The organism is Streptomyces sp. NPDC052109 (genome assembly GCF_040680195.1).
Lineage (GTDB): Bacteria > Actinomycetota > Actinomycetes > Streptomycetales > Streptomycetaceae > Streptomyces.
On record NZ_JBFAWF010000001.1, the window covers coordinates 436213 to 462021 of the forward strand.

Sequence of the window (25809 nt, forward strand, 5' to 3'; positions counted from 1 at the left end):
GGTCGTGGACAAGAAGAACGCCCTGCGCGCCGGCGCCCTGGCCGCCGGTACGACGCTGATGATGCTGCTCATGTCGTCCCCCGCGCTCGCGCTGACCCGCGACGACGGCGACGACCCCGGCCCCGGCCTGAGCGTCATCCAGACGCTGGGCCTCTACGTGCTGATCCCGCTCGCCCTGTTCGTGGTCATCGCCGGTCTGGTGATGGCGCTGGACAGGTCCAAGATCAGGGTCATCAAGCCGGGTGCCACCTCCTCCTCCGACGCCGGCGCGAAGTCCGGGGCCGGCGCGAAGGCCTGACCTTCCCGGACATCAGTTCTTCCGCCGGGGGCGCCTGTTCTTCCGCGGGTACGCGCGCACTGCCGTACCCGGGTGGGACGGCGCCCCCGGCGTTTTTGCCGTTCGGCGGCGGCCTTGGCCGTTCGTCTGCCTTCCGCCGTCCGCGCGCCGTTGGTGTGCGTCGGCGTGCGCTGCGACGCCCGGCTCCCCGATCCCGCCCCCGGCGCGGGTTTTCGGGCGCGCGGGGTTCGTGCCGTGCCGGTGCGCCTCGGGGATCAGGGATTCGGCGCGGTCAAGTACCGCTGCACGGTCGGTCCGAGCCACGCCAGCAGCTCCTCGCGGGGCAGCTCCCGGGCCGGCGGCAGGCGCAGCACATAGCGGGTCAGGGCCAGTCCCAGCAGCTGGGCGGCGCACAGCGCGGCCCGCGCCGGCACCTGTCCGGGGTCGGGGCACACCTGCCGGGCCACCGGCAGCAGCTGGTCGCGGAAGACGCCCTGCAACCGCTCGGCCCCGGCCTGGTTGGTGGCGCCGACCCGGAGGACGGCCGTCAGCTCCTCGTTCTCCTCCCACAGGTCGAGGAAGTGGGCCACGAGCGCCCGCCCGACCTCGTCCCGCGGCACCCGCGCCAGGTCCGGCAGCCGCAGGTCCAACGTGACGGCCGCCGCGAACAGTCCCTCCTTGCTGCCGTAGTAGCGCATCACCATCGACGGATCGATGCGCGCGTCCTTGGCGATCGCCCGGATGGTGGCGCGCTCGTAGCCGTCGGCGGCGAACCGCTCGCGGGCCGCGTCGAGGATGGCGGTACGGGTGGCGTCGGAGCGGCGCGCCTGGTTGGTCCTGCTGCTGCCGGTCATGCCAACGAGCGTAGGCCAACACATGTAGGCCAACAAGTGTTGACCGTCACGGACGGCGGTTCTAGTCTTGCCAACAAGCGTTGACCAACAGGTGTTGGCATCCAGGAGGCCACCATGAACGGCACCACTGGCACCCCGAGCATCGTCCTCGTCGTCGGCTCCGGCCCCACCGGCCTGCTCCTCGCCGGTGACCTCGCCACCGCCGGCGTCCCGGTCACCCTGCTCGAAAAGCGCCACCACGAGATCGGCAATCTGTCCCGCGCCTTCGTCCTGCACGCTCGCACCCTCGAACAGCTCGACGCGCGCGGCCTCGCCGACGACCTGGAGAAGATCGGCCGGCCCCTCGACAGCGTGCGCCTCTTCGGCCGGCTCGTCGTCGACCTCGCCGCCCTCCCCTCCCGGTTCAACCACCTCCTCGTCCTCCCGCAGTACGAGGTCGAGAAGGCCCTGGAGCGACGCGCGGTCGAGGCCGGGGTCGACTTCCGGTACGACAGCGAGGTGACCGGGCTCAGTCAGGACGCGGACGGGGTGACCGTCGAGGTGCGCGGTCCCGGCGGCCGCACCGGGCGACTGCGGGCGGCGTACGTCGTCGGCGCCGACGGTATGCGCAGTGCCGTACGGGAGGCGATCGGACTGCCCTTCCCGGGGAAGTCGGTGATCCGGTCCGTGGTCCTCGCCGACGTCAGGCTCGCCGAGGAGCCGCCGAACCTGCTCACCGTCAACGCGGTGGGCGACGCGTTCGCCTTCCTCGCGCCGTTCGGCGACGGCTACTACCGGGTGATCGGCTGGCACCGCCGCCGCAACGTCCCCGATCACGCCCCGCTGGACCTGGCCGAGGTCAAGGAGATCACCCGCCTCGCCCTCGGCCGGGACTTCGGGATGCACGACGCCCGCTGGATGTCCCGCTTCCACAGCGACGAACGGCAGGCGCCCGCCTACCGGGTCGGGCGGGTCTTCCTGGCCGGCGACGCCGCGCACGTGCACACCCCGGCCGGCGGTCAGGGCATGAACACCGGGCTCCAGGACGCGGCCAACCTGAGCTGGAAGCTGGCGGCGGTGGCCGCCGGCCACGCGGACGCCGCGCTGCTCGACACCTACCAGGCCGAGCGGCACCCCGTGGGCAGGGCGGTGCTGCGCAGCAGCGGCGGGATCGTCCGCCTGGCCATGGCCAAGCGCCCCTGGACCCTCGCGGCCCGCGCCGCGCTCAGCACTTTCCTGAACGCGGCCGGTCCCGTCCGGCGCAGGTTCGCCGGCCAGGTCACCGGCGTCGGCTACCGCTACCCCGCCCCCCGAGGCGCCCACCGCCTCACCGGCACCCGGGTCCCGGACGTCGCCCTGGCCGGCGGCGGCCGCCTCTACGAGGCGCTGCGCGGCGGCCGATTCGTGCTGATCACTCCGGAGCCGTACGACGCCGGAGCCCGTCGTGCGGACCGGCTGGCCGTGGCCCACTGGGCGAGCGGCCGCCGTACGAGCGTGCTGGTCCGTCCCGACGGTTATGCGGCCTGGGCCGCCGACTCGGCCACCACGGCGGACGTCGAGGCGGCCCTGACCCGGCACCTGGGCCCTGCGCGCTGAGTGGGGCCGATCGTTCGGATTTACTGAAAAGAACGGTCGAAAAGTTTCGATGGACCTGACAGGTGATGCGTTGCCACGGTAGGAGCACGGCCCCACCCCTTGCTCCCGGCCGAGAGGAACCCCGTGACCGCAGCCCCGCACCGGACCACCGCCCCGGCCGCCGCCCGCCGCTCGCGCCGCTCGCACGAGGCCGCCGCCCCGCTGCTCGGCCTGGCCTGCGCCGCGCTCGCGACGGTCGTCTGGTCCGGCAGCTTCGTCACCTCCCGCGCTCTGCACGACAGCGTTCCGCCCGTCCAGCACGCCTTCTGGCGCTGGGTCGTCGCCCTCCTCGCCGTAGCCCCCCTCGGTGCCCGGCGGGCCTGGCGGCAGCGAGCGCTGATCCGCCGCCACGCCCGCCACGTCCTCCTCGCCTCCCTCCTCGGCGTGGCCACCTACAACACCCTCGTCAACCAGGCCGGCCTGACCACACCGGCCGCCACCATGGGCGTGATCATGGCCGCCTCGCCGGTGCTCATGGCGCTGTTCGAACGGCTGGGGGGTGTACGGCTCGGCGCGCGGCGCGCCACCGGGCTGCTCGTCGCCTGCGCGGGCGTGGCGCTGCTCACGGGCGGCGGCGCGGGCTTCTCCACCGGCGACCTGTGGATGATCGCGGCCGCCTGCTGTTTCGCCGGCTACAGCGCGATGCTGCGCCGCAGACCCGCCGAACTCCACGGCACCGGCTTCCTGTTCACCACGTTCCTGACCGGCACGGTCCTGCTGCTTCCCGCGCAGGCGGTGAGCGTCGCCGTCCAGGGCTCCTTCCACCCCACCCCCGGCACGGTCCTGCCCCTCCTCTACGTCGGCGTGGCCTCCTCCGCCGTCGCCTTCTTCGCCTGGAACAAGGCCGTCGCCCTGATCGGCGCGACCCGCGCGGGCATCGTCTACTACCTCCAGCCGGTCTGCGTGGCCCTGCTGTCCTGGGCGGTGCTCGGCGAGACGACGGGCCTGCCACAGCTGCTGTCGATGGCGCTGATCCTGGGCGGGGTGGCGCTGGGCGCGGGTTCCCGCAGGTGACGTGTAGCTTTCCCGGCATGGCCGAGTGGGACATCCGGAAGCTGCAGATCCTGCGTACCCTGCGCGAGCGGGAGACCGTGACCGCGACGGCCGAGGCGCTGCACATGACCCCGTCCGCGGTGTCCCAGCAGCTCACCAATCTCGCCCGGCAACTCGGCGTGCCCCTGCTGGAGGCGCGCGGCCGCCGGGTCCGCCTCACCGACGCGGCCCGCCTGGTGCTGACCCACACCGAGCCGGTCTTCGAGCAACTGGAGCGCGCGGAAGCCGCGTTGGCGGGCTACCGCCTGGGGGAGGAGGGGGAGGTCCGGGTCGGCGCCTTCTCGACGTCCGTACCCGCCCTGGTCGTACCGGCCGTCCGGGCCCTGCGGGCGGCGCACCCCGGGGTGACCGTACGGGTCCGCGAGGCCGAGGCCGCCGAGGCCTACGAACTGCTGGCCGCCGGTGACGTCGACCTCGCCCTGTCCCTCGCGGCCGAGGCCCCGAGCGCCGCCGACCCGCGCTTGACCCGGGTCCCGCTGCTGGCCGACCCGTTGGACGTGGCCCTGCCTCCGGGCCATCCTCTGGCCACGGCTCCGGAGCTGACCCTCACCGACCTGGCCGCGGAACCCTGGATCTTCGGCGGCAGCGGCCCCTGGTCGGACATCACCCGCCGCGCCTGCGAGGCGGCCGGCTTCAGCCCCCACCAGGGCCACTCGGCCTCCGGCTGGACCGCGATCCTCGCCATGGTGGAGGCGGGGATGGGCGTGGCACTGGTCCCGAGAATGGCCGCGGGCCGCCGCGACGGGGTGGTCATGCGGGACCTCGGACCGGACGGGCCGGTACGGCACGTGACGGCGGCCGTCCGCAGGGGCGGGGAGACGGGAAGGGCGGTGAGCCACGTGCTGGCGGCACTGCGGGAGGCGGCGTGAGGAGGCGCGTCCGCACCGAGCGCCGGACCCGTACGTCGAGGCACGGGGCCGTCACCGAGCGGGTCGAGTACGGCCTGTCCCTCACCGAGGCGGAGACCTCCGGCCTCGCGGCGATGACGCCGAGCGCCCGCCGGGGGCCGGTTCAGCCCTGCTCCTCGCCCCTGACCCCGGCTTCGTAGGCGAGCAGCGTGTCGACCCGTGATCCGACGACGCCGGTCCGCCTCGTCCTCACGCCGCTCCGGAATGCCCTTCCGGCTCGGGTCGCCGACCGACAGGCTCACCGCGGCCTGCGGCCGGGAGGCCCTGGCCCCGCCGCACCTCGTAGAGAAAGCACCCGTACTCCACCGCCCGCACATGCACCAACGCCACCTGCGGGTCGGCGAAGGCCTCGGTGAGGGCGGACGGGAAACCGGCGTCCACCAGGCGGCCGCCCAGGATGCGGCCGTCGGCCGAGTAGCGGCGCAGTACGCGGTGGGCGGTGGTGAAGGGCAGGGCGGTGCCGGACGGGCCCGGGCACGGCCCGGCGTGGACGAACACCGGGCCCTGCTCGTCGTACGCACCGGGATTCGCGCCTGTCTCGGCGGCCCAGCGGCGCAGGGGCGCGTACGAGACCAGCGCGATCCGCTCGCCGGGCTCGCTGCGGCGCAGACAGCACCGCAGCGGGGCGCCGCCCTCCTCGTCGGTGAAGGGGGCCGGAGGGCGGCCCGCGTCGTCGGCGGTCCGCAGTTCCCCGAGCACTTCGGGCGGGATGGGGCGCGCGGTGTACGTCGTCGGGTGCGTCGTCGTCGTCATGGATCCAGCGTCCTTCCGCCGGCCCCCGCTCACCGGCGGGAAGCGGACATCGCGTTCCCGGCGGACGGCATGGAAGGATGGCGCAACCCACACATAACGAGGAGATGACCGCGTGCCTGGCACAAACCTGACTCGCGAAGAGGCGCAGCAGCGGGCCGAGCTGCTCACCGTTGACTCGTACGAGATCGAACTCGACCTCTCCGGGGCGCAGGAGGGCGGTACCTACCGGTCCGTGACCACGGTGCGCTTCGACGTCGCCCGCGAAGGCGCAGAATCCTTCATCGACCTGGTGGCGCCGGCCGTCCACGAGGTGGTCCTGAACGGCGACCATCTGGACCCCGCGGAGGTCTTCAGGGACTCGCGGATCGCCCTGCCGGGCCTGCTGGAGGGACGCAACGTCCTGCGGGTCGTCGCGGACTGCGCCTACACCAACACCGGCGAGGGCCTCCACCGCTTCGTCGACCCCGTCGACGAGCAGGCGTACCTCTACACCCAGTTCGAGGTCCCGGATGCCCGCCGCGTGTTCGCCTCCTTCGAGCAGCCGGACCTGAAGGCCACCTTCCGGTTCACCGTGACGGCGCCCGCGGGCTGGACGGTGATCTCCAACTCGCCGACGCCCGAGCCGCAGGGCAACGTCTGGGCCTTCGAGCCGACCCCGCGTATCTCGTCGTACATCACGGCGCTGATCGTCGGGCCGTACCACTCCGTGCACAGCGTGTACGAGAAGGACGGGCAGAGCGTGCCGCTGGGCATCTACTGCCGTCCGTCGCTCGCCGAGTTCCTGGACTCGGACGCGATCTTCGAGGTGACCCGGCAGGGCTTCGACTGGTTCCAGGAGAAGTTCGACCACACGTACCCGTTCGCCAAGTACGACCAGCTGTTCGTGCCGGAGTTCAACGCGGGCGCGATGGAGAACGCGGGTGCCGTCACCATCCGCGACCAGTACGTCTTCCGGTCCAAGGTGACCGACGCGGCGTACGAGGTCCGGGCCGAGACCATCCTGCACGAGCTGGCCCACATGTGGTTCGGTGACCTCGTCACCATGGAATGGTGGAACGACCTGTGGCTGAACGAGTCGTTCGCCACCTACACCTCCATCGCCTGCCAGGCCGCCGCCCCCGGCTCGCGCTGGCCGCACTCGTGGACCACGTTCGCCAACTCCATGAAGACCTGGGCGTACCGGCAGGACCAGCTGCCGTCCACGCACCCGATCATGGCGGACATCCGCGACCTGGACGACGTGCTCGTCAACTTCGACGGCATCACGTACGCCAAGGGCGCGAGCGTGCTGAAGCAGCTGGTCGCGTACGTCGGCGAGGACGAGTTCTTCAAGGGCGTGCAGGCTTACTTCAAGCGGCACGCGTTCGGCAACACGCGTCTGTCCGACCTGCTCGGCGCCCTGGAGGAGACCTCCGGACGCGACCTGAAGACCTGGTCGAGGAAGTGGCTGGAGACGGCCGGCATCAACGTCCTGCGACCGGAGATCGAGACGGATGCCGACGGGGTCGTCACCTCCTTCGCCGTCCGCCAGGAGGCCCCGGCGCTGCCGGCCGGCGCCAAGGGCGAGCCCACCCTGCGCCCGCACCGCATCGCGATCGGCCTGTACGACCTGGACGACGCGAGCGGCAAGCTGGTGCGCACCGAGCGCATCGAGCTGGACGTCGAGGGCGACCTGACCGCCGTGCCGCAGCTGGTGGGCCGGGCCCGCCCCGCCGTCGTCCTGCTGAACGACGACGACCTGACGTACGCCAAGGTCCGGCTGGACGAGGAGTCGCTGAAGACGGTCACCGAGCACCTCGGCGACTTCGAGCAGTCACTGCCGCGCGCGTTGTGCTGGGCCTCGGCCTGGGACATGACCCGGGACGCCGAGCTGGCCACCCGCGACTACCTCTCGCTCGTCCTGTCCGGCATCGGCAAGGAGTCGGACATCGGCGTCGTGCAGTCGCTGCACCGCCAGGTCAAGCTCGCCATCGACCTGTACGCCGACCCGGCCGCCCGCGAGGCCCTGCTGACCCGCTGGACCGACGCCACGCTGGCCCACCTGCGTGCGGCCGAGCCGGGCGGCGACCACCAGCTGGCCTGGGCCCGCGCCTTCGCGGCGACGGCCCGCACCCCGGAGCAGCTGGACCTGCTGGAGTCGCTGCTGGACGGCACGCACACCGTCGAGGGCCTGAGCGTGGACACCGAGCTGCGCTGGGCGTTCGTGGAGCGTCTCGCGGCGGTCGGCCGGTTCGACGAGGCGGAGATCGCGGCCGAGTACGAGCTGGACAAGACCGCGGCCGGTGAGCGGCACGCGGCCACCGCCCGCGCGGCCCGGCCGACGGCGGAGGCCAAGGCGGAGGCCTGGGCGTCGGTGGTCGACTCCGACAAGCTGCCGAACGCCGTGCAGGAGGCCGTGATCGGCGGCTTCGTCCAGACCGACCAGCGTGAGCTGCTGGCGCCGTACGCGGACACGTACTTCGAGGTCCTCAAGGGCGTCTGGGACTCCCGTTCGCACGAGATCGCCCAGCAGATCGCCATCGGTCTGTACCCGGCGGTCCAGGTCTCCGAGGCGACCCTGGCGATGACGGACACCTGGCTGTCCACCGCAGAACCCAACGCGGCCCTGCGCCGCCTCGTCTCGGAGTCCCGCGCGGGCATCGAGCGGGCCCTGAGGGCCCAGGCGGCGGACGCGGCGGCGGGCAGGTAACACGCCGCCGAGGGCGCCCGGACCGTGTGCCGGGCGCCCTCCCGCACGCGCGGGCCGACGGTCACGGCTCCGGCAGGGCGGCCCCGCCGACCCTGCCGGAGTCAGGCAATGAAGAGGCCGCCACCGCCTTGCCACCGTCCCCTTCTCGGCGTCGGAGGGGGCGGACGGGACGGGAACGGGCGACAGAACCGGCTCGGGGGCCGGGAAGTGGTCCTCTGCCGCGTCTCGCGTCAGAGGCTGGGAGCCGAGGCGCACCGGCGCCCTGCTGCTCGCCCTTCCCTTCGGTGCCTGCTTCACCGCGGTGACCGCGGGCATGGTGCTGACCTTCGGCGATCTCTCCGGGCGGGGGCCGGACTGGTTCGCGCTCTTCGGACCCTTCGGCACGTTCTTCAGCCTCTGTCCCGTGGCCCGGGCCGTGATCGCCCACCGCCGCTTCGCAGTCGTGGGCGTTGTCGTGGGAGCGGTGCTCTGCGGCGCACTGATGTAGCCGTCACCGGCGAGGACGCGCCGACCGTGCGTCCGGGACCTGGGCGCGGTCCTCGCGCTGCTCGCGGCGGCCGTGGACAGGCCGAGGGGCGGCCACGTGACCGTGACCGCCCCTCGGCCGCGAGCGGGTTACTTCGCGGACAGCTCCGCCGCGACCAGCTCCGCGATCTGCACCGCGTTCAGCGCGGCGCCCTTGCGGAGGTTGTCGTTGGAGATGAAGAACGCGAGGCCGTTGTCCACCGTCTCGTCGCGGCGGATGCGGCCGACGTACGACGGGTCCTGGCCGGCCGCCTGCAGCGGGGTCGGGATGTCGGAGAGGGCGACGCCCGGCGCCTTCGCGAGCAGCTCGGTGGCGCGCTCCGGGGAGATCGGGCGGGCGAACCGGGCGTTGACCTGGAGGGAGTGGCCGGAGAAGACCGGGACGCGCACGCAGGTGCCGGAGACCTTCAGGGCGGGGATCTCCAGGATCTTGCGGGACTCGTTGCGCAGCTTCTGCTCCTCGTCGGTCTCGTTGAGACCGTCCTCGACGATGGAGCCCGCCAGCGGGAGCACGTTGAAGGCGATCGGCCGCTTGTAGACGCCCGGCTCGGGGAAGTCGACCGCCGCGCCGTCGTGGGTCAGCTTGTCGGCGTCCGCGACCACCTTCTGCGCCTGGGTGTGCAGCTCGGCCACGCCTGCGAGACCCGAGCCGGACACCGCCTGGTAGGTGGCCACGACCAGCGCCTCGAGGCCGGCCGCCTCGTGCAGCGGCTTGAGGACCGGCATCGCGGCCATCGTGGTGCAGTTCGGGTTGGCGATGATGCCCTTGGGACGGTCGGCGACGGCGTGCGGGTTCACCTCGGAGACGACCAGCGGGACCTCGGGGTCCTTGCGCCAGGCCGAGGAGTTGTCGATCACGACCGCGCCCTGGGAGGCGACCTTTTCGGCCAGCGCCTTGGAGGTCGCGCCGCCCGCGGAGAAGAGCACGATGTCCAGTCCGGTGTAGTCGGCGGTCGCCGCGTCCTCCACCGTCACCCCGTCCAGTACGGTGCCGGCCGAGCGCGCCGAGGCGAACAGGCGCAGCTGGGTCACCGGGAAGTCGCGTTCCGTGAGGATCCTGCGCATGACCGTGCCGACCTGACCGGTGGCTCCGACGATTCCGACCCTCACAGTGACTCCCTCTACGTGTCTCTCTCATGACCGGGGCTTTTCCATCATGCGGCCGACCCCGGTCCACCTGTCCAATTCTTTGCGGAGCGTGCCCGAAAGGTGGGACACGATCACCCGGCGGACGGTTCCGTACCTCCGCCGAACCCCCCTGTGAGCTGGAGAAATTCCCTCCGCCGGGCGCCCGGGCCGCAAGCTGTGCTGTCCCGTCCCTGCCCGTACGGTTCCGGGACACACGGTGATGTGACGTACGCCTCTGCGGGCCGCCGGGAACCGGTCCGAACGTTCCGGCCCACTGCGGCGTCGTAGGGGAAACGCGTGAGGGGGTGGCTTGTGCTGCGCGGAGGGGGGCGCCGCGACCAGGGGGCGTACGCCGCCGGTACGGACCAGGGGAGTCCGGCCGGCGACGATCCGCTGGACGCGGCCCAGGAACGCCGGGTGCGGGCGGTGCTCGCGCTCGGCGGGGTGCCGCAGTCGGACCTGCCGGACGGGGTGCAGCAGGTACGGCTGCGGCTGTTGGAGCGGACCGCGAGCGGCCGGGAGGGGCCGCGGGACGTGTCGGCGTGGGCGGCGGTGGTCGCCTCCAACCTCGCCATGGACTGGCACCGGGCCAAGCGGCGCCAGGAGCGGCTCGGGGAACGGCTGGCCGCGCTGCACGAGCCCGCGCACCCCTCCGGCGAGGAGACCAGCCTGCTCTCCCTCGCCGTCGCCCGGGGCCTGGACGAACTGCCCGCCGCCCAGCGGCAGGTGCTCGTCCTGCGCTTCTTCGCCGACCTGTCCGTTCGGGGCATCGCCGAGGAACTGGGCATCCCCGAGGGCACGGTCAAGAGCAGGCTGCACACGGCGGTGCGCGCACTGCGCGACCGCCTGCACGAGGACGAGGTGGTGTGACATGACCGCCGGACACGGGGGCGCGCAGGGCACCGGAGGCGCGGGGGGCGCCGACGATCTGCCGGGCGCCGGACGCGCCCGGGACACCGGGCACGCGTCGGGCGCGGGGAGCAGGCGGGAGTGCGGCGGCCCGGACGCGCTGATGGCCGCGATCACCGGGGAACCGCTGTCCGAGGAGGCCCGCGCGGACCCGGCCTTCCGCGCGGAACACCGGGCGGCCGAGGCCGACGTGGCGGTGCTGCGGGCGCAGCTGACCTGGCTCGCCGAGGCGCTGACCGGGGAGCGGGCGGACGTGGACGCGGAGCCGGCGAAGGATGCGGAGACGGAGTCCGGCAGGGGCCAGCGGCCGGTGCCCCGTCCGCGCGGTGTCACGCGTCCGGTGAGCGCCGGGCGCCGTCGTCCCCCGCGGCCCCCGCGCCCCGGCCGCCCCTCTGGACCGCGCCGGGCGCTGCGGATCGCGTTCGGGTCGCTCGCGGGAGCCGCCGCCTTCGCGCTGGTCGTCGGGTTCGGCTGGCTGGTGGCGCACTCCGACGGCTCGGACGACGACGCCGGCAGCGCGGCGGGCAAGAGCGCCGCCGATGCCCCGGCCACGGTCTCCGGGGACGGCGGGCGGCCGTCCGACCCACCACGCGTCCTGGCCTGCTCCAGGCTGGTCGTGGAGGGCACGGTGGCCAAGGTGGAGCCACAGAAGCAGTCCCCGTGGCGGCGGATCACGCTGACCGTGATCCGCTCCTACAAGCCCACGTACCAGCCCCCGCACGGACCGGCCCAGGTCAGTTTCCTGCTCGACGGCGGCGCCGAGCCGGCCCCGCGCACGGGACAGCACGTGCTCGTCCGGGTCGGCGTCGGGCAGATGGGCGCGAGCCTGTGGGCCGTCGGAGACACCCGCGTGGCCGTGAACCGCGCCTGGATCACCAAGGCCCTGCCGACGTCCCGGCGCACGACCTGCACCACCGACGAGGCGCCCACCGACGAGCCGTGAGGGGCGGGTGCCCGACCGGACACCCGCCCCCACGCTCGGCTCACCCGTGGGGCGTCCGCGGCGAGGGCCAGGGGTGTCGGCCCGGTCGCGGAGACGGCGGCCACCGCGCTCGCGGCCACGGCTATGCGGGCCAGACGTCTCGGACCGGGTATGGGAGCACGCCCGGGAGTGTGGGTCATCGGCATCCCGCGGGGAGGACCCGCGGTGGGTCTTGTGCGGAACCGACCCATACGGTGCGGGGTCCGCTCACTTCTCCTTCGAGCGCGCGTAGTGCCGGGACGCCTTCGCGCGGTTGCCGCACGCCGCCATCGAACACCAGCGGCGGGTGCCGTTCCGGGACGTGTCGAAGAAGTGCAGGATGCAGCCGCCGCCGGCGCAGGCGCGGATCCGTTCGGGGGCCCTGTCGATCAGGTCCAGGTAGTCGCGCGCGGCGAGCCAGGCCGGCCCCCAGGAGGGGTCGGCGAACTCGGGATCCTCTGCGGGGCCGTCCGCGGTCAGCCGGGCCCGGATCCGGCCGTGCGCGAGGACGGCGTCCACGAGCGGCGCGGCCTCCCGCGGCGACCCGTGCACCGCGGCCCCGATGGCCTCGCGGGCCTCGCGCAGACGGCGCAGCACCTCGGCGTCGGCCGGATGGGCGCCGGCGAGCCCGTTGCTCGCGAGCCACACCGCCAGCCCCTCGGTGTCCTGGAGCAGATCCTGGGTGACGCCTTCCTGGTTCCACCGGGTGTTGAGCAGGTCGAGCGCGAGGGGCTCACCGGTGAGCGGGCGGGGGTCGTGGGCGGTGCGCATGGGGACTCCTTCTTTCCTAACCGTTGAAGTGTAGGTGACTGGTTGACCATGGCGCATCTAACCGTCTAGCCTCGTTAATGAAGGTTAGATCCCTCGAAGGAGAACGCCATGGCTCCGCGTATCGCGCACACAGGCCTGAACGTCACCGACCTCGACCGCTCCCTCGCCCTCTACCGCGACCTCCTCGGCTTCGCCGTGCTCGCCGAGGGCAAGGAGGACGACCAGCGCTGGGCGATGCTGGGGGAGGCCGGTGGCACGCCGCTCGTCACCCTCTGGCAGCAGGCGCGGGGGTCGTACGACAGCGGCCGGCCGGGGCTGCACCACCTCGCCTTCGCGGTCGACTCGGTCGACCGCGTCCGGGAGTACGAGACCGCGCTGCGGGCGGCCGGGGTGGACTTCGCCCACGACGGCGTGGTCGCCCACCGCGAGGGCGGCACCTCCGGCGGGATCTTCTTCCACGACCCGGACGGCATCCGCCTGGAGATCTCCGCCCCGCTCGGCCCCGACGGCGCTCCGGCCCCGCACGCGTCCGCCCCGACCTGCGGTTTCTTCTAGCCGTGGGTGCCTATCACGCGGGCTCGCTCGCCGTGCAGGAACTGGTGGGCGTACGCGACCGTGCCGACCACGTGGGCCGCTCCCTCGGCCAGGACATCAAGCCGATCGCGGCGGCCTTCCTGGAGCTGCAGCCCCTGCTGGTGGTGGGCGCGGCGGACCCGGGGACGGGCAGGGTGTGGGCGTCGGCGCTCACGGGCACGCCCGGTTTCGTCCGGGCGACGGGGCCGAGGCGGATGTCGGTCGTCACGGACGCCGGGCAGGACGGTCGGCCCGAGGGGGCGCGGGGCTGTGCCGGATCTGCGGCCACCGCCGCGCGGGCGGGAGCATCCGCCGGCAACCCGCAGTCGCACGACGGCCTCGAGGACCCCCTCGCGACGGCGCTGAAAACCCCCGGCACCCCCATCGGCACCATCGCCCTGGACCCCCGAACCCGCCGCCGCATGCGCCTCAACGGCCGGCTGAGGCCGACATCGAGGGGCTTCGCGGTGGAGGCGGACCAGGTCTTCTCCAACTGCCCCAAATACATCCAGCGCAGGCAGTCGTACGAGACACTCGGCGACCGTGAGCCGGACGGTTCCACTTGCATGACTGAACTCCGCTCGCCGCAAGCGGAGTTCGCACGGGCGGCCGACACCTTCTTCCTGGCGACGGCCCACCCCGGCGGCGCCGACGTGAGCCATCGAGGTGGCAACCCCGGCTTCGTACAGGTCGTTTCGCCGCGCGAGCTGGCCTGGCCGGACTACCCCGGCAACGCCATGTTCCTCACTCTGGGCAACCTCCGTACCGACCCCCGCGCCGGACTGCTCTTCCTCGACTGGACCACCGGCACCACCCTTCAGCTCACCGGCGAGGCGCACACCGAGTTCGGTGCCGGCGGCGACCGCACCGTCCGCTTCACCCTCGGCGCGGCCCGGTGGACCCCGGCCGCCCTGCCGCTGCGCTGGTCCGCGCCCGAATACTCACCGGCGAATCCGAGCCCACCGGGCTAACGTCTGGGAATGCGACGGAACTTGAGGGTGGCGGCCTACGCCGTGTGCGTCCGCGACGGACAGATCCTGCTGGCCCGTTCGCCCAGCCCCGACGGAACTCCCGAGTGGGTGCTGCCCGGTGGCGGCATGGAGCACGGCGAGGACCCCTACGACACCGTCCGCCGCGAGGTCACCGAGGAGACCGGCTACCGCATCGAGGTGACCGGTCTCCTCGGCGTGGACTCGTACCGGCTGACCCTGGGCCGTCGCACCGACCACCACGCGCTGCGCCTCCTCTACGAGGGCGAGGTCGTCGGCGGTGAACTACGGTACGAAGTAGGCGGATCGACCGACTTCGCCGCATGGCAGGACTTGTCCGCCGTCGGCGGCCTGGTGCGCGTGCCGCTCGTCGACACCGCGCTCAGGCTCTGGCGCGAACGCCCCGCGAACGGTCATCTCACCCCCGGGGCCCGTCCCCTACCCCAGGAGATGAACGAGGAGTGACCGCCCTCCGGCCGCCCGCAATCCACTCCATGACCGCGACCGGTACCCCGTGATCCACGTACGGTGATCGGCGCTGCGCGTTGCCGCCGCGTTCACGCGCGGGTCATCCCCGGTGCCAACCATCCAGAGTGAGCGGGAAGTTCGCGTCAGCGACGGCCCGCGACCACTGCCGACGCGTTCGCACTCGGGGAGATCGCGCCAATGTCGCGCATACGCTCTGTCGCCACCTCCGCTCCGGGGGTCAACCGCCGTACCGTCCTCGCCGCCGCCGGAGCGGTCTCGCTCTCCGCGGGCGTCGGCTATGCCCTCCGCCCCGCCGACAGCCAGGCCGCACCGGCCTCGCCGCAGGCCGGGGCCGAGGCGCCGGTCGCCCACTCCCGGCAGGCCCCGGCGACGGCTCCGCTCGCCCCCTACACCAACGGCACCACCCTCGCCTCCGTCGCCGCCCCGCGGAACAGCTCCGGCTACCGCCGGCTCGGCGACGGCGCCGGCTGGCAGCGCGTGGTGCGCGGCGAGCTGGCCGCGCCCAAGTCGGGCCGGGCGGGCCGCCGTACCACCCTCGCCGCGTTCGTGCAGTTCACCGACCTGCATCTGCAGGACGTGCAGCACCCGCTGAGGCTGGAGTACCTGCGCTCAACCGACGTGCACTCCTGGCGCCCGCAGGAGGCGCTCACCGTGCCCGGTGCCGTCTCGCTCGTCGAGCGGGTCAACGCGCTCAAGGGCGCCCCCGTCACCGGCGCCCCGCTGCACTTCGTCATGACCACCGGCGACAACACCGACAACAACGCCCACTCCGAACTGGAGTGGTTCATGAAGATCATGAGCGGTGGCCGCATCATCCCCAACACCGGTGACGCCAAGCACTACGAGGGCGTGCAGAACAGCGGCCTGAAGCTGTACTGGCAGTCCGACGCCACCCTGCGCGACAACGACAAGGCGCTCGGCTTCCCCCACCTCAAGGGCTTCCTGGCCGCCGCGATCCGCGAGGTGCAGAGCCCGGGCCTGAAGCTGCCCTGGTACTCCACCGTCGGCAACCACGACGCCCTCCCGCTCGGCTGCTACGGCTCCCACGGCGACCCCTACCTCGCCGAGGCGGCCATCGGCGGCAAGAAGCTCTTCAGCGTCTCCGCCGCCGACGCCAGGAAGCTCCAGGACGCCATCAAGAACGCCAAGGACCCCAAGGGCACCGGCTACCGGGACTTCCTCAAGGCCCACGCCCGCTCGATGCGCTCGGTCACACCGGACGAGAAGCGGGCGCCGTACACCCAGGCCGACTACCTCAAGGCCCACCTGGACCCCGCCTACCAGGGCCACGGCCCGGTCGGGCACGGCTACTCCTCGGCGAACCTCGACGCGGGCACCCAGTACTACGCCTTCCGCATCTCCGACGACGTCATCGGCATCAGCCTCGACACCACCGACGCCGGCGGCCACTACGAGGGCTCCATCGGCACCGCCCAGCTGAACTGGCTGGACAAGACGCTGAGGGACAACAAGGACTCCTACGCCGTCGTCTTCAGCCACCACACCAGCAAGACGATGGACAACACCCGCCCCGACCCGGCCCACCCGGGCGAGAAGCGGCACGGCGGCGCCGAGGTGCTCTCCCTGCTGGGCGCCCACGCCAACGTCCTGGCCTGGGTGAACGGCCACATCCACAAGAACGTCATCACCCCGCACCAACACTCCGGCGGCCGCTCCTTCTGGGAGATCTCCACCGCCTCGCACATCGACTACCCCCACCTGGCCCGCATCGTCGAGCTGGTGGACAACAAGGACGGCACGATCTCCCTGTTCACCACGCTGATCGAGTCCGCCGCCCCGCACCGCACCGACTTCGCCGACCTCTCCCAGACCGGCCTCGCCGCCCTCTACCGCGAGCTGGCCTACAACGCCCCCGGCGCCAACAAGACCCTCGCCGGCAGCGCGGCCGACCGGAACACCGAGCTGGTGCTGAAGAAGGGCTGATTGTCACCCAACCGGCCTACAACTAAGCAACCTTCGCGTATCCCACACGTGTTTCTTCCCCCGACCGCACGGAACACCACAGGTTGGGGGAAGACATGCGTGTACGCACGACCCTGGTGGGCGCCACCGCCCTGCTCCTCTCGGCGGCCCTCGCGGCTCCCGCCGTGGCCGCCGCCGACGGCGGCGGGCACACCCGCACCCGCAAGGCCGTCGAGGCGGCGGTCGCGGCCGGCGTGCCCGGGGTGACCGCCACCGCCAAGGACACCCACGGCACCTGGTCCGCCACCGCCGGTGTGGGCGACCTCCGCACGGGCGCACCCCGCTCTGCCGCCGACCGCTACCGCGTCGGCAGCATCACCAAGACCTTCCTCGCCACCGTCCTGCTCCAGCTGGAGGCGGAGGGCCGGCTGTCCCTGGAGGACACGGTGGAGAAGTGGCTGCCGGGCGTCGTCCACGGCCACGGCCACGACGGCCGCCGCATCACCGTCCGCCGGCTGCTCAACCACACCAGCGGCATCTACAGCTACACGTCGGACCCGGACTTCGGCCGCGCCTACTTCACGAAGGACGGCTTCCGCCGGCACCGCTACGACACCCTCACCCCGGCCCATCTGGTGGCCATCGCCATGAAGCACAAGCCGGACTTCGCGCCCGGCACGTCCTGGAACTACTCCAACACGAACTACGTCGTGGCCGGCATGCTGATCGAGAAGGTGACGGGACACACGTACGCCACCGAGATCACCCGCCGCATCCTCGGCCCGCTGCACCTGAGGGCCACCTCCCTGCCCGGGACCAGGACGGACGTCCCGCCCCCGAGCAGCCGCGCCTACTCGAAATTCACCGATCCGACCAGCCCGCCGTACGACGTCACGGCCCTCAACCCCTCCATCGCCTCCTCCGCGGGCGAAATGATCTCGGACTCCGCCGACCTGGACCGTTTCTACAGCGCCCTGCTCGGTGGAAAACTCCTTCCGGCGCACCAGCTGAAGGAAATGAAGACCACCGTCCCGATCAAGGGCGCTCCGAATCCGGGCGGCTATGGCCTCGGCCTCATGGAGACCCCGCTGAGCTGCGGTGTCCGCGTCTGGGGCCATGACGGCGGCATCCACGGCTCCACGTCGACGGCGGTGACGACACAGGACGGCCGGCATGCGCTGGCCTTCAATTTCAACGGCGACTGGACCGGCGACGCGCGCAAGATCGTGGAAGAGGAATTCTGTTAGTCAACGTTTCATGCGCGTAGTTCTCCGTTAACGCGTACGTAATGTCCATACCGCCTCATATCGGCTAACCCGCTTTGGACGGGGATGGCTCGATCTTCTCGATCATTTATGCAAGGCGGGTGGTCGCGTGCGCGCGAGGCACGGACTGCGTGTGCTGTCGGTCTACGAGGGCTTCTTCTCCGGAGGAGCCCGGATCGTGCACAGCGACGTCGTACTGGGACTGGCCGAGGGCGGCCAGTCCCACCAGGTACTCAGCATCCACGGCGAGGTCCATCGCGAGGCCACCAGGCAGCGGATGGAGGACGACCACTGCTACCGGGCGCTGACCGCCGGCGGGGTCGGCGTCAGCTCCCTCGGCCGCAGCGCGGGCCTGGTGGACGGGTCGCTCGCGGCGAACGTCTTCAGCGGGCCCGAGCTGGCCGGAACGGCTCGGTCGATGGCAGGGGCGGATGTGATCCTCTCCCTGAAGGAGCAGCCGCTGGCCCTGCTGAACCAGGCCGGCCTGCCCCGCCGCCCGGTCGTGGTCTGTCTGCACCGCTCCGACCCGGAGAACCAGGGCCCCGCCCTGGACGAGCTGAAGGCCGCCATCGCCGACGGCACGGTGGCCGCGTGCGTGTGCTGCGCCGAGTCCACGCGGGCCGCCTACGAGGCCGCCGGCATCCCGTCCCGGCTGCTGCACGTCATCCCCAACGGTGTCGACCTGCTCCGCTTCCGCCCCGACCCGGCCGCGCGCCTCGCCCTGCGCGCCTCCCTCGGGATCGCGGACCGGGCACCCGTCGTCGTCTTCGCGGCCCGGTACGCCGCGATGAAGAACGTCCCCCTGCTGCTGCGCGCGGCCCGGACCTGGCTGGCCCGCGAGGGCGGCGGGCACGTGGTGATGTGCGGCGCCGGGATGACCCCGGACAACCCCGGACTGCGCGCGGACCTCGCCGACGCCTTCGGGGACGCGCCGTCCCTCACCGACCGCGTGCACCTGCTCGGCGTGCGGCACGACATGCCGGCCGTCTACGCCGCCGCCGACGTCGTCGCCCTGACCTCCGTCTCCGGGGAGGCGGCGCCGCTGTGCCTGATCGAGGGCATGATGTGCGGTGCCGTCCCGGTCACGACCGACGTCGGCGACAGCGCGTCGATCGTGGACGGCCTCGGCCATGTCACTCCGCCGGACCCGGCCGCGATCGCCCTGGCCTGGTCCGCCGCGGCCGCCGGTCGCGCGGACCTGACCCCGGCCCTGGAACGCAGCCGCGAGCGGTTCAGCCGCACCCGCATGATCGCGGCCTACGCCACGCTGCTCGACGAGGTGTACGCCGCACACGTCGCCGGGCAGGGGATCGTGCCGCAGCCCGCTGTGGGCGACGTCGTCACGCCACCGGCCGTTCCGGAGGGCGACGCCCCGCAGTACGCCCTCGCGGGTGAACCCGGCGTGCTCCAGGGCCCGTTGCTCGGCGAGGTTCTCGGCCTCGGTGTCGGCCTCGATCCGCATCACGGGGGTGTGGTCGAAGAGGTGGCGGACGAGCTGTAGCCGGGCCCGGCGGCCGGTGCCCCGCCCGCGGGCCTCGGGCGGCTGCCGGGCGCCGGCGTTCCCGGCAGGCACGGACGTCGCCCGTCCCGGCCCGGTGGGGCTCAGGAGACCCGGTCGAGGGCCGGGAGGTAGCCGAGGGCCTGTCCCGGGGCCGTGGGGTGGTAGGACTCGGTGAAGGACAGCGCGTCGACGCTGTGCAGCCAGGGGCTGCCGGAGCAGATCTCGTGGCCGGCGAAGGCGGCCCTGACATCGGCGTAGGTGAACCCGTGGGCGGCGGCGCGGCGGGCGATCAGTGCGTCGAGGTCGTCCACGCCGTCGTTGATGGCGGCGCGCGCGCTGTCCTGGAGGCCCATTTCGCAGGTGCCTCTGAGGTGGTACAGGTGCGGATAGCCGAGCACCACGACGCGGGCGGCGGGAGCCCGGTCCCTGATGGCCGAGTAGAGCCGGTCCAGGCTGTCCCCGAGGGACCTGTCCATCGTGGCGCGGGCGCCGGCCACGGCTGAGAGGCAGCGGCTGGTGCCGCCCAGTGCGCAGGTCGTCATGACGCCGGTGAAGCCCGCGTCCATGCCGCCGACGGTGAGGGTGACCAGCCTGGTGCCGGCGCCGAGCGCGCCGAGCTGGCCGGACAGGACGTCGCCCGTCCGGGCGTGGTTGCACGCGGCGAACGCGAAGGACGCCACCCTGTGCGCCGAGGCCCACAGGACCGGGTACGCCCGGCCGCTGCGCTTGCAGTTCGTGCCGGTGGGGAGGTAGTCGCCGGCACCGAGCCCGGCGGAGTACGAGTCGCCGAGGGCCACGTACCCCGGGCCCGCTCTCGCCGCCGCCGCTTGTGCCGTCCCGGGGGCGGTGACGAGGCAGGCGGCGAGCAGGAGGGCCGACGAGCACGCGGCTGTCCGGGTATGTCGCATACCTCTCATCTTTCGTGGACCGGGCGGCGCCGCTCGCGAGGCTCCGCCGTTCGGGTGAGAACGCAGCGTCACCCGGGGGCCGTAACTCCGAGGAGGGGCCACCGGAATCAGCCCGGTGGCCCCTCCTCTCCCCTCCTGGCGCTCTCCCGGTCCGTCACTACCGGGGAAGCACCACGACATACGCGGCCGGGTCGCGGTCGGCGGAGGCCATCAGGGCCGTGCGGACCACCGCGGCCTGCTGTTCCATCCGCTCCCTGAGCTTCTTCGGGGTGATGTGCACGACCGTGATCCCGAGGCGCTCCAGGTGCTCGCGCTTGCGGGCGTACTCCGACCAGAGCGCGTCGTCGTCCTGCCGGGGGGCGCGGGTGTCCAGCTCCACCGCCACCGCCTGGTCGGGCCAGTACGCGTCCAGGCCGCCGAGGTGCGGACCGCCGGGCAGACGCAGGTCGACGTTCCAGACCGGGTCGGGCAGCCCGTACGTGGCGACCATCTGGTACAGGCGGTTCTCGGCGATCGAGCGGCCTTCCGCCACCAGCGAGTCCACCGCGTCCACCACGTGCGGGCGGTGCAGCAGCTTCGCCCGGGTCAACTCCCTCACCACCGCGGCCGGTTCGCAGTGGCCGGCACGCACCGCCTCGGTCAGCAGCCGCCGTACCGCCTCCCCCTCCGTCAGCTCCGCCACCGCGTCCGCCAGTGCCCGCGGCACCGGCGCCACCGGCAGGCCCTTCACCACGCGGGGGGTGGGCAGGGCGGGGGTGCGCAGGACCCGGACGTACCCCGAGGAGCGCAGCCGGCGCAGCCGCGGGACCAGGACGTCGACATGGTCCAGGGACGGCAGCGGCGGGGTGGCGGAGAAGCCGTGGAGGGTGAGGGCGGCGAGGCCCGTGATCATCGCCTCGGCGTAGACCGGGCGGTGCGGCTCCTCCGCCGTCGGCTGGGCCGGTACGCCCGGCGCGGACTCGCGGGCCGCGTACAGCAGGGCCCCGTGCAGGCGCTCCTCGCTCGTCGGCGGGCCGGGGTGGAGGAGGATCACGTTCGGCAGCAGCAGCTGCCAGGGTCCGCCAGGGCGGCAGTGCTCGTTCAGTTCGGCGGTCGTCACACCGTGGGAGCGGAGCTGGGCCGCCGTCAGAACGCGGCGGTGGACCTCGGAGAGGTGGCGGAGGGGGCGGGGGGAGAGCGGGGTGTTGTGCGTCATGGCGTCGGGATTCCCGCGCCCGGTCCCACCCTTAACCGCTGTTACACGGTCGTCGAAGAATGCGGACAAGGTGGGACTAAAGGTCAGGTGTTCGGGTGCCGAGTATGGACGGGAAACCCCTGGTCCGATCGGGTGCGGACCAGGGGTTACGGTTCCGATTGAACGAATTCCGTAACGGTGACCGGCGGCCCAAGCTTAGGCCAATGGTCAGCCGGTGCCGGGCGGCGTCAGTCGGCGATCGCGGTCGCGTCGCACTCCTGTGCGCGCAGCGCCCGCGCCAGGTCGTCCCGCGCCTCCAGCACGAGACGGCGCAGCGCCGGCGCCGCGCCCGCGTGCGCCTGCAGCCACGCGTCCGTCGCCCGCAGCGTCTCGGCACGGTCCTGGAGCGCCGGGAACAGGCCCCGTACGACGTCCATGCCGATCTGGATCGACCGCTCCTGCCACACCCGCTCGATCACCGCGAAGTACGTCTCCGTGTACGGCGCGGTCAGCTCCCGCTGTGAAGGCCGGGCGAACCCTGCGATGGTCGCCTCCACCAGCGCGTTCGACAGCGCGTCGGACTCCACCACCTGCGCCCACGCCTGCGCCTTGACCGCCGCCGACGGGCGGGCCGCCAGACACCGCACCTGGTGCCGCTTGCCGGACGCCGTGTCGTCCCGGGCCAGTTCGGCCGCCAGCACCGACTCGTCCGCCGCACCGTGCGCGGCCAGCGGCTCCAGGAACGCCCAGCGCAGCTCCTGGTCCACCTCGAGACCGTCGATCGCCGTCGTCCCGTCCAGGAGGTCCTTCAGCAGCTTCAGGTCCGGCTCGGCGAACGCCACGTTCGCGAAGAACCGCGCCCACGCCAGCTGCTGCTCGCTGCCCGGCCCGGCCGTCCGCAGCTCCCGCAGCGCGCCCTCGGCCAGCAGCTCCTCGCCGGTCGCCCGCCACTCGGGCGCCACATAGTGCACCAGCGCCGAGTCCGCCCACGCGTGCAGCATCTGCAGCACCCCGATGTCGGACTCGCGGCCCGCGAACCGCAGCACCAGATCGACGAAGTCCCGCGCCGGCAGCAGCGCGTCCCGGGTCATGTTCCACAGCGCCGACCAGCACAGGGCCCGGGCCAGCGGATCGGTCAGCGCGCCCAGGTGCGCCTTGAGGGTGGCCAGCGAGGTGTCGTCGAAGCGGATCTTGCAGTACGTCAGGTCGTCGTCGTTGACCAGGACCAGCTCCGGGGGCTCGGCGCCCGCCAGGTCCGTGACGACCGTGCGCGGGCCCTCCACGTCGGTCTCCGTGCGCGCGTACCGCTCCAGCGCGCCCTCCGGGGTACGGCGGTACAGGCCCACCGCGATGCGGTGCGGACGTTCCTCGGGGTGCGACTCCGGCGCCTCCTGCACCACCGCCAGCTCGGCGACCCGGCCCTCGGCGTCCAGCAGCACCTGCGGCGTCAGCGAGTTGACCCCGGCCGTCTGCAGCCACGACCGCGCCCACCCGGACATGTCCCGGCCGCTGGTCTCGGCCAGCACCGACAGCAGGTCGCCGAGGCGGGTGTTGCCGTACGCGTTGCGCTTGAAGTAGCGGCGGGCGCCCTCCAGGAACGCCTCCCGGCCGACGTAGGCCACCAGCTGCTTGAGCACGGAGGCGCCCTTGGCGTAGGTGATGCCGTCGAAGTTCAGCTTGGCGTCCTCCAGGTCACGGATGTCCGCCGTGATCGGATGGGTGGACGGCAGCTGGTCCGCGCGGTACGCCCAGGCCTTGCGGCGGTTGGCGAAGGTGATCCAGGCATCCTTGAAGCGGGTGGCGCCGACGGCTGCGAACGTGCCCATGAAGTCCGCGAAGGACTCCTTCAGCCACAGGTCGTCCCACCACTCCATCGTCACCAGGTCGCCGAACCACATGTGCGCCATCTCGTGCAGGATGACGTTGGCCCGCGCCTCGTACGACGCCTGCGTCACCTTCCCGCGGAAGATGTACTCCTCGCGGAAGGTCACCAGGCCCGGGTTCTCCATCGCGCCCAGGTTGTACTCGGGCACGAACGCCTGGTCGTACTTCCCGAACGGGTACGGGTAGTCGAAGTGGTCGTGGAAGAAGTCCAGGCCCTGCTTGGTGACCAGGAAGACGTCGTCGGCGTCGAAATGGGGGGCGAGCCCCTTGCGGCACATCGCGCCGAGCGGGATCTCCAGCTTGGTCCCGTCGTCGAACACCCGCTCGTAGTGGTCCGTCACGTAGTGGTAGGGGCCCGCTACCACGCACGTGATGTACGTCGAGATCGGCTTGGTCTCCGCGAACTGCCAGACGCCGTCGGTCAGTTCGCCCGCGCCGTTGCTCCACACCGTCCAGCCCTCGGGCGCCCGCACCTCGAAGCGGTACGGCGCCTTGAGGTCCGGCTGCTCGAAGTTGGCGAACACCCGGCGGGAGTCGGCCGGCTCGTACTGGGTGTAGAGGTAGACCTCGCCGTCCTCGGGGTCGACGAAGCGGTGCAGGCCCTCGCCGGTGCGGGAGTAGGCGCACTGCGCGTCCACCACCAGCTCGTTCTCCGCGGCCAGGTCCTCGAGGGCGATCCGCGCGCCGTCGAAGACCTCGCCCGGGTCCAGGTCCCGGCCGTTGAGCGAGACCGAGGTCACGCTCGGCGCGATCAGGTCGGCGAAGCTGGACGCGCCCGGTTCGTTGCAGCGGAAGCGGATCGTGGTCACCGAGCGGAACGTGCGCGGCTCCCGGTCACCGTTCCCGTCGCCGACGGCGGACCTGAGGTCCAGGGACACGTCGTACCCGTCGACGGACAGCAGGGCGGCCCGCTCCCGGGCCTCTTCGCGGGACAGATTCTCACCGGGCACGGCGGCACTCCCTCGTGATCGCGTGAATGGCGGCTGGACAGCACCGATCCTGCCATGCGCCCCTGACGGCGGACAGCGGGGAATGCGGGTCGCGAGGACGTCGTTGACATAGTTGACGATTGAAAAAAGTGCGTTGCTGAGGAGACCCATGTCCGAGTCCGGAAAGACCCCCGTCGACTTCTGGTTCGACCCCCTGTGCCCGTGGGCCTGGATGACGTCACGCTGGGTGCTGGAAGTCGAGAAGGTCCGTGACATCGACGTCCGCTGGCACATCATGAGCCTCGCCGTCCTCAACGAGAACAGGCTGGACGAGCTGTCGGAGGAGTACCGGGAGATGCTCGCCACCAAGGCCTGGCAGCCGGTGCGCGTGGTCACCGCGGCCTGGCAGAAGCACGGCGACGACGTCCTCGGCCCGCTCTACACCGCGCTCGGCACCCGCATCCACAACAACGGCGAGGGCCCGACCCTGGAGGCCGTCGCCGGCGCCCTCGCCGACGTCGGCCTGCCCGCCGACCTCATCGACTACGCCGAACAGGAGGACTTCGAGTTCGACGCCGAGCTGCGCGCCTCCCACAAGGAGGGCATCGAGAAGGTCGGCCAGGACGTCGGCACCCCGGTCATCGCGCTGCCCGGCCCCGACGGCGAGCAGATCGCCTTCTTCGGACCGGTCGTCACCCCCGCCCCGAAGGGCGACGAGGCGGCCCGCCTGTGGGACGGCGCGGTCGCGGTCGCCTCGGTCCCGGGCTTCTACGAGATCAAGCGGACCCGCACCCAGGGGCCGGACTTCAGCAACCTGTAGGCCCCGGTCGGGACCAGGGCCCGGTGCCGATCGGCGCCGGGCCCGTTCGCGTGCTCGCCGCAGTAGCTCCAGGTGCTCCTCGTGCCCCCTGGCGCAGCACGCCGCCCGGTCCGGGTCCGGCTCGACGACGCGGGTCGGCCCGGTCCAGGCCGCCGTGTCCGGCGGACGCCGTACCGCTCGGCCGCCGCGAGGACCCCCGGCGCGCCGACCTCGCCCCACACCACCCTCGGCGACCGGCCCAGCACATCCGCCGGCAGCCGTATCCAGGCGGGGCTGCGGATGCCCCGCCGCACACCGCGAGCGTGCCGGGCCTCCAGGGAGGCACCGAGCAGTTCGGCGTGCAGCCCGGGCTCCACGAAGGGCGCGCGCCCGCCCGAGGGCGCGAAGTACGGCACCACCCGCACCCCGAACGAGCCGGGCGGGGACTCGGCCGGCAGCGCGTCCAGCCCCGGTCCCAGCAGGCGTGACCGACGGCTGCGCGGCCCGGATCTCCTCCGGCGCACTGCGCGAGGCCGCATGGAACGCGGTGCTCGGCACGACGCCGGTCCTGAAGGGGGCCGCCGCCGAGCCGGTCCGGGATCCGGCCGGTGCCGTCACCGGGCGGTTCGGCGCGCAGCCGGGCTCCACAGCACCCTGCTGCGGCTGGTGCTCTGCCCGCTGCTGCACATCCCGCTCGCCGCATGCCGCCGGGTCCTGTCGAGGCTCGGCGACGCGGCGGTCAGTGAGATCCGCGTGGACGGCGACCACGCCGCGCTGCTGTCGCCCCACGTGCCCTGCGAGGGGGAGACCCGCCGTTGAGACCCCGCCGGCAAGAGGAAGACCCCGCGAGTCACGTCCTCGCGGGGCCTTCCGTTCATCCGCCTGCCGTCGTGAAGGGTGAGAAGACGATCACGAGGCAGGACGTTCCCGGGA

24 protein-coding genes and 1 pseudogene are annotated in these 25809 nt (G+C 72.6%); 17 read left to right on the forward strand and 8 right to left on the reverse strand.

The features are described from left to right. The first annotated feature begins 4 nt into the window (after window positions 1–4). Entirely contained in the window at window positions 5–298 is a 294-nt protein-coding gene (locus AB0L59_RS01980) for a hypothetical protein (protein ID WP_365578190.1), read from the forward strand. A 254-nt stretch (window positions 299–552) separates the two neighbouring features. On the opposite strand, the gene AB0L59_RS01985 is transcribed toward AB0L59_RS01980, so the two are convergent. Further along, complete coding sequence (locus tag AB0L59_RS01985; RefSeq protein WP_365578192.1) at window positions 553–1131, reverse strand: TetR family transcriptional regulator; 579 nt, start codon at window positions 1129–1131, stop codon at window positions 553–555. Window positions 1132–1245: 114 nt separating this feature from the next. Between AB0L59_RS01985 and AB0L59_RS01990 the strand changes: the two genes are divergently transcribed. From AB0L59_RS01990 to AB0L59_RS02005, 4 genes are all read left to right on the forward strand, one after another. Continuing rightward, window positions 1246–2706, forward strand: a complete 1461-nt coding sequence (locus AB0L59_RS01990) for an FAD-dependent monooxygenase (protein WP_365578194.1) — start codon at window positions 1246–1248, stop codon at window positions 2704–2706. A 201-nt stretch (window positions 2707–2907) separates the two neighbouring features. Next, entirely contained in the window at window positions 2908–3759 is an 852-nt protein-coding gene (locus AB0L59_RS01995; RefSeq protein ID WP_365579466.1) for a DMT family transporter, read from the forward strand. A gap of 17 nt (window positions 3760–3776) precedes the next feature. Then, a complete protein-coding gene (locus AB0L59_RS02000) occupies window positions 3777–4667 on the forward strand; it encodes a LysR family transcriptional regulator (protein ID WP_365578196.1) in 891 nt (296 codons plus the stop codon). After that, entirely contained in the window at window positions 4664–4846 is a 183-nt protein-coding gene (locus AB0L59_RS02005) for a hypothetical protein (protein ID WP_365578198.1), read from the forward strand. The genes AB0L59_RS02000 and AB0L59_RS02005 overlap by 4 nt, the downstream gene beginning before the upstream one ends. A gap of 49 nt (window positions 4847–4895) precedes the next feature. On the opposite strand, the gene AB0L59_RS02010 is transcribed toward AB0L59_RS02005, so the two are convergent. After that, complete coding sequence (locus AB0L59_RS02010; protein ID WP_365578200.1) at window positions 4896–5459, reverse strand: DUF1203 domain-containing protein; 564 nt, start codon at window positions 5457–5459, stop codon at window positions 4896–4898. A gap of 112 nt (window positions 5460–5571) precedes the next feature. On the opposite strand from AB0L59_RS02010, the gene pepN (AB0L59_RS02015) reads away from it, so the two are divergent. Together pepN (AB0L59_RS02015) and AB0L59_RS02020 are read left to right on the forward strand one after the other, a co-directional pair. Then, a complete protein-coding gene (pepN, locus tag AB0L59_RS02015) occupies window positions 5572–8148 on the forward strand; it encodes an aminopeptidase N (RefSeq protein ID WP_365578202.1) in 2577 nt (858 codons plus the stop codon). A gap of 313 nt (window positions 8149–8461) precedes the next feature. Beyond that, window positions 8462–8635, forward strand: coding sequence for a hypothetical protein (locus tag AB0L59_RS02020; RefSeq protein WP_365578204.1), 174 nt, complete (start codon window positions 8462–8464; stop codon window positions 8633–8635). Between the two features lie 128 nt (window positions 8636–8763). Here AB0L59_RS02020 and AB0L59_RS02025 read toward each other — a convergent pair whose 3' ends face one another. Continuing rightward, entirely contained in the window at window positions 8764–9783 is a 1020-nt protein-coding gene (locus tag AB0L59_RS02025) for an aspartate-semialdehyde dehydrogenase (protein WP_365578206.1), read from the reverse strand. Between the two features lie 411 nt (window positions 9784–10194). Between AB0L59_RS02025 and AB0L59_RS02030 the strand changes: the two genes are divergently transcribed. Then, window positions 10195–10671 (forward strand): sigma-70 family RNA polymerase sigma factor, encoded by a 477-nt coding sequence (locus tag AB0L59_RS02030; RefSeq protein WP_365579468.1) that lies wholly within the window; start codon window positions 10195–10197, stop codon window positions 10669–10671. A gap of 1 nt (window position 10672) precedes the next feature. Next, the gene (locus tag AB0L59_RS02035; RefSeq protein ID WP_365578208.1) at window positions 10673–11653 is read left to right on the forward strand and encodes a hypothetical protein; all 981 of its coding nucleotides are present in this window, start codon (window positions 10673–10675) and stop codon (window positions 11651–11653) included. 246 nt (window positions 11654–11899) lie between these two features. Here AB0L59_RS02035 and AB0L59_RS02040 read toward each other — a convergent pair whose 3' ends face one another. After that, a complete protein-coding gene (locus AB0L59_RS02040) occupies window positions 11900–12442 on the reverse strand; it encodes a CGNR zinc finger domain-containing protein (RefSeq protein ID WP_365578210.1) in 543 nt (180 codons plus the stop codon). Window positions 12443–12550: 108 nt separating this feature from the next. On the opposite strand from AB0L59_RS02040, the gene AB0L59_RS02045 reads away from it, so the two are divergent. The 6 genes from AB0L59_RS02045 to AB0L59_RS02070 all read left to right on the forward strand — a co-directional run bounded on the left by AB0L59_RS02045 (window position 12551) and on the right by AB0L59_RS02070 (window position 19182). Then, complete coding sequence (locus AB0L59_RS02045; protein ID WP_365578212.1) at window positions 12551–12997, forward strand: VOC family protein; 447 nt, start codon at window positions 12551–12553, stop codon at window positions 12995–12997. 2 nt (window positions 12998–12999) lie between these two features. Then, window positions 13000–13986, forward strand: a complete 987-nt coding sequence (locus AB0L59_RS02050) for a pyridoxamine 5'-phosphate oxidase family protein (protein ID WP_365578214.1) — start codon at window positions 13000–13002, stop codon at window positions 13984–13986. A gap of 27 nt (window positions 13987–14013) precedes the next feature. Further along, entirely contained in the window at window positions 14014–14469 is a 456-nt protein-coding gene (locus tag AB0L59_RS02055; protein WP_365579470.1) for an NUDIX hydrolase, read from the forward strand. Window positions 14470–14670: 201 nt separating this feature from the next. Then, the gene (locus tag AB0L59_RS02060) at window positions 14671–16437 is read left to right on the forward strand and encodes a TIGR03767 family metallophosphoesterase (RefSeq protein WP_365578216.1); all 1767 of its coding nucleotides are present in this window, start codon (window positions 14671–14673) and stop codon (window positions 16435–16437) included. A 95-nt stretch (window positions 16438–16532) separates the two neighbouring features. Further along, entirely contained in the window at window positions 16533–17663 is a 1131-nt protein-coding gene (locus AB0L59_RS02065) for a serine hydrolase domain-containing protein (protein ID WP_365578218.1), read from the forward strand. Window positions 17664–17814: 151 nt separating this feature from the next. Then, the gene (locus tag AB0L59_RS02070; protein WP_365579472.1) at window positions 17815–19182 is read left to right on the forward strand and encodes a glycosyltransferase; all 1368 of its coding nucleotides are present in this window, start codon (window positions 17815–17817) and stop codon (window positions 19180–19182) included. A 101-nt stretch (window positions 19183–19283) separates the two neighbouring features. Here the strand turns inward: AB0L59_RS02070 and AB0L59_RS02075 are convergent, their stop codons facing one another. From AB0L59_RS02075 to pepN (AB0L59_RS02085), 3 genes are all read right to left on the reverse strand, one after another. After that, window positions 19284–20090: an SGNH/GDSL hydrolase family protein gene (locus tag AB0L59_RS02075; RefSeq protein WP_365578220.1), complete on the reverse strand. Its 807-nt coding sequence runs from the start codon at window positions 20088–20090 to the stop codon at window positions 19284–19286. A 157-nt stretch (window positions 20091–20247) separates the two neighbouring features. Further along, a complete protein-coding gene (locus AB0L59_RS02080) occupies window positions 20248–21285 on the reverse strand; it encodes a hypothetical protein (RefSeq protein WP_365578222.1) in 1038 nt (345 codons plus the stop codon). Window positions 21286–21512: 227 nt separating this feature from the next. After that, window positions 21513–24098 (reverse strand): aminopeptidase N, encoded by a 2586-nt coding sequence (gene pepN, locus AB0L59_RS02085; protein ID WP_365578224.1) that lies wholly within the window; start codon window positions 24096–24098, stop codon window positions 21513–21515. Window positions 24099–24246: 148 nt separating this feature from the next. Here pepN (AB0L59_RS02085) and AB0L59_RS02090 point away from each other — a divergent pair, with 148 nt between their 5' ends. Beyond that, on the forward strand, window positions 24247–24897 hold the full coding sequence (locus tag AB0L59_RS02090) for a DsbA family protein (protein WP_365578226.1): 651 nt from the start codon (window positions 24247–24249) through the stop codon (window positions 24895–24897). Between the two features lie 36 nt (window positions 24898–24933). On the opposite strand, the pseudogene AB0L59_RS02095 reads toward AB0L59_RS02090, so the two are convergent. Beyond that, window positions 24934–25343: pseudogene (locus AB0L59_RS02095) on the reverse strand (carbohydrate kinase); the annotation flags it as partial. 199 nt (window positions 25344–25542) lie between these two features. Between AB0L59_RS02095 and AB0L59_RS02100 the strand changes: the two are divergent. Next, window positions 25543–25695 carry a hypothetical protein gene (locus AB0L59_RS02100; protein ID WP_365578228.1) on the forward strand — a complete coding sequence of 51 codons (153 nt, stop codon included), beginning with the start codon at window positions 25543–25545 and terminating at the stop codon, window positions 25693–25695. Window positions 25696–25809 lie beyond the last annotated feature (114 nt).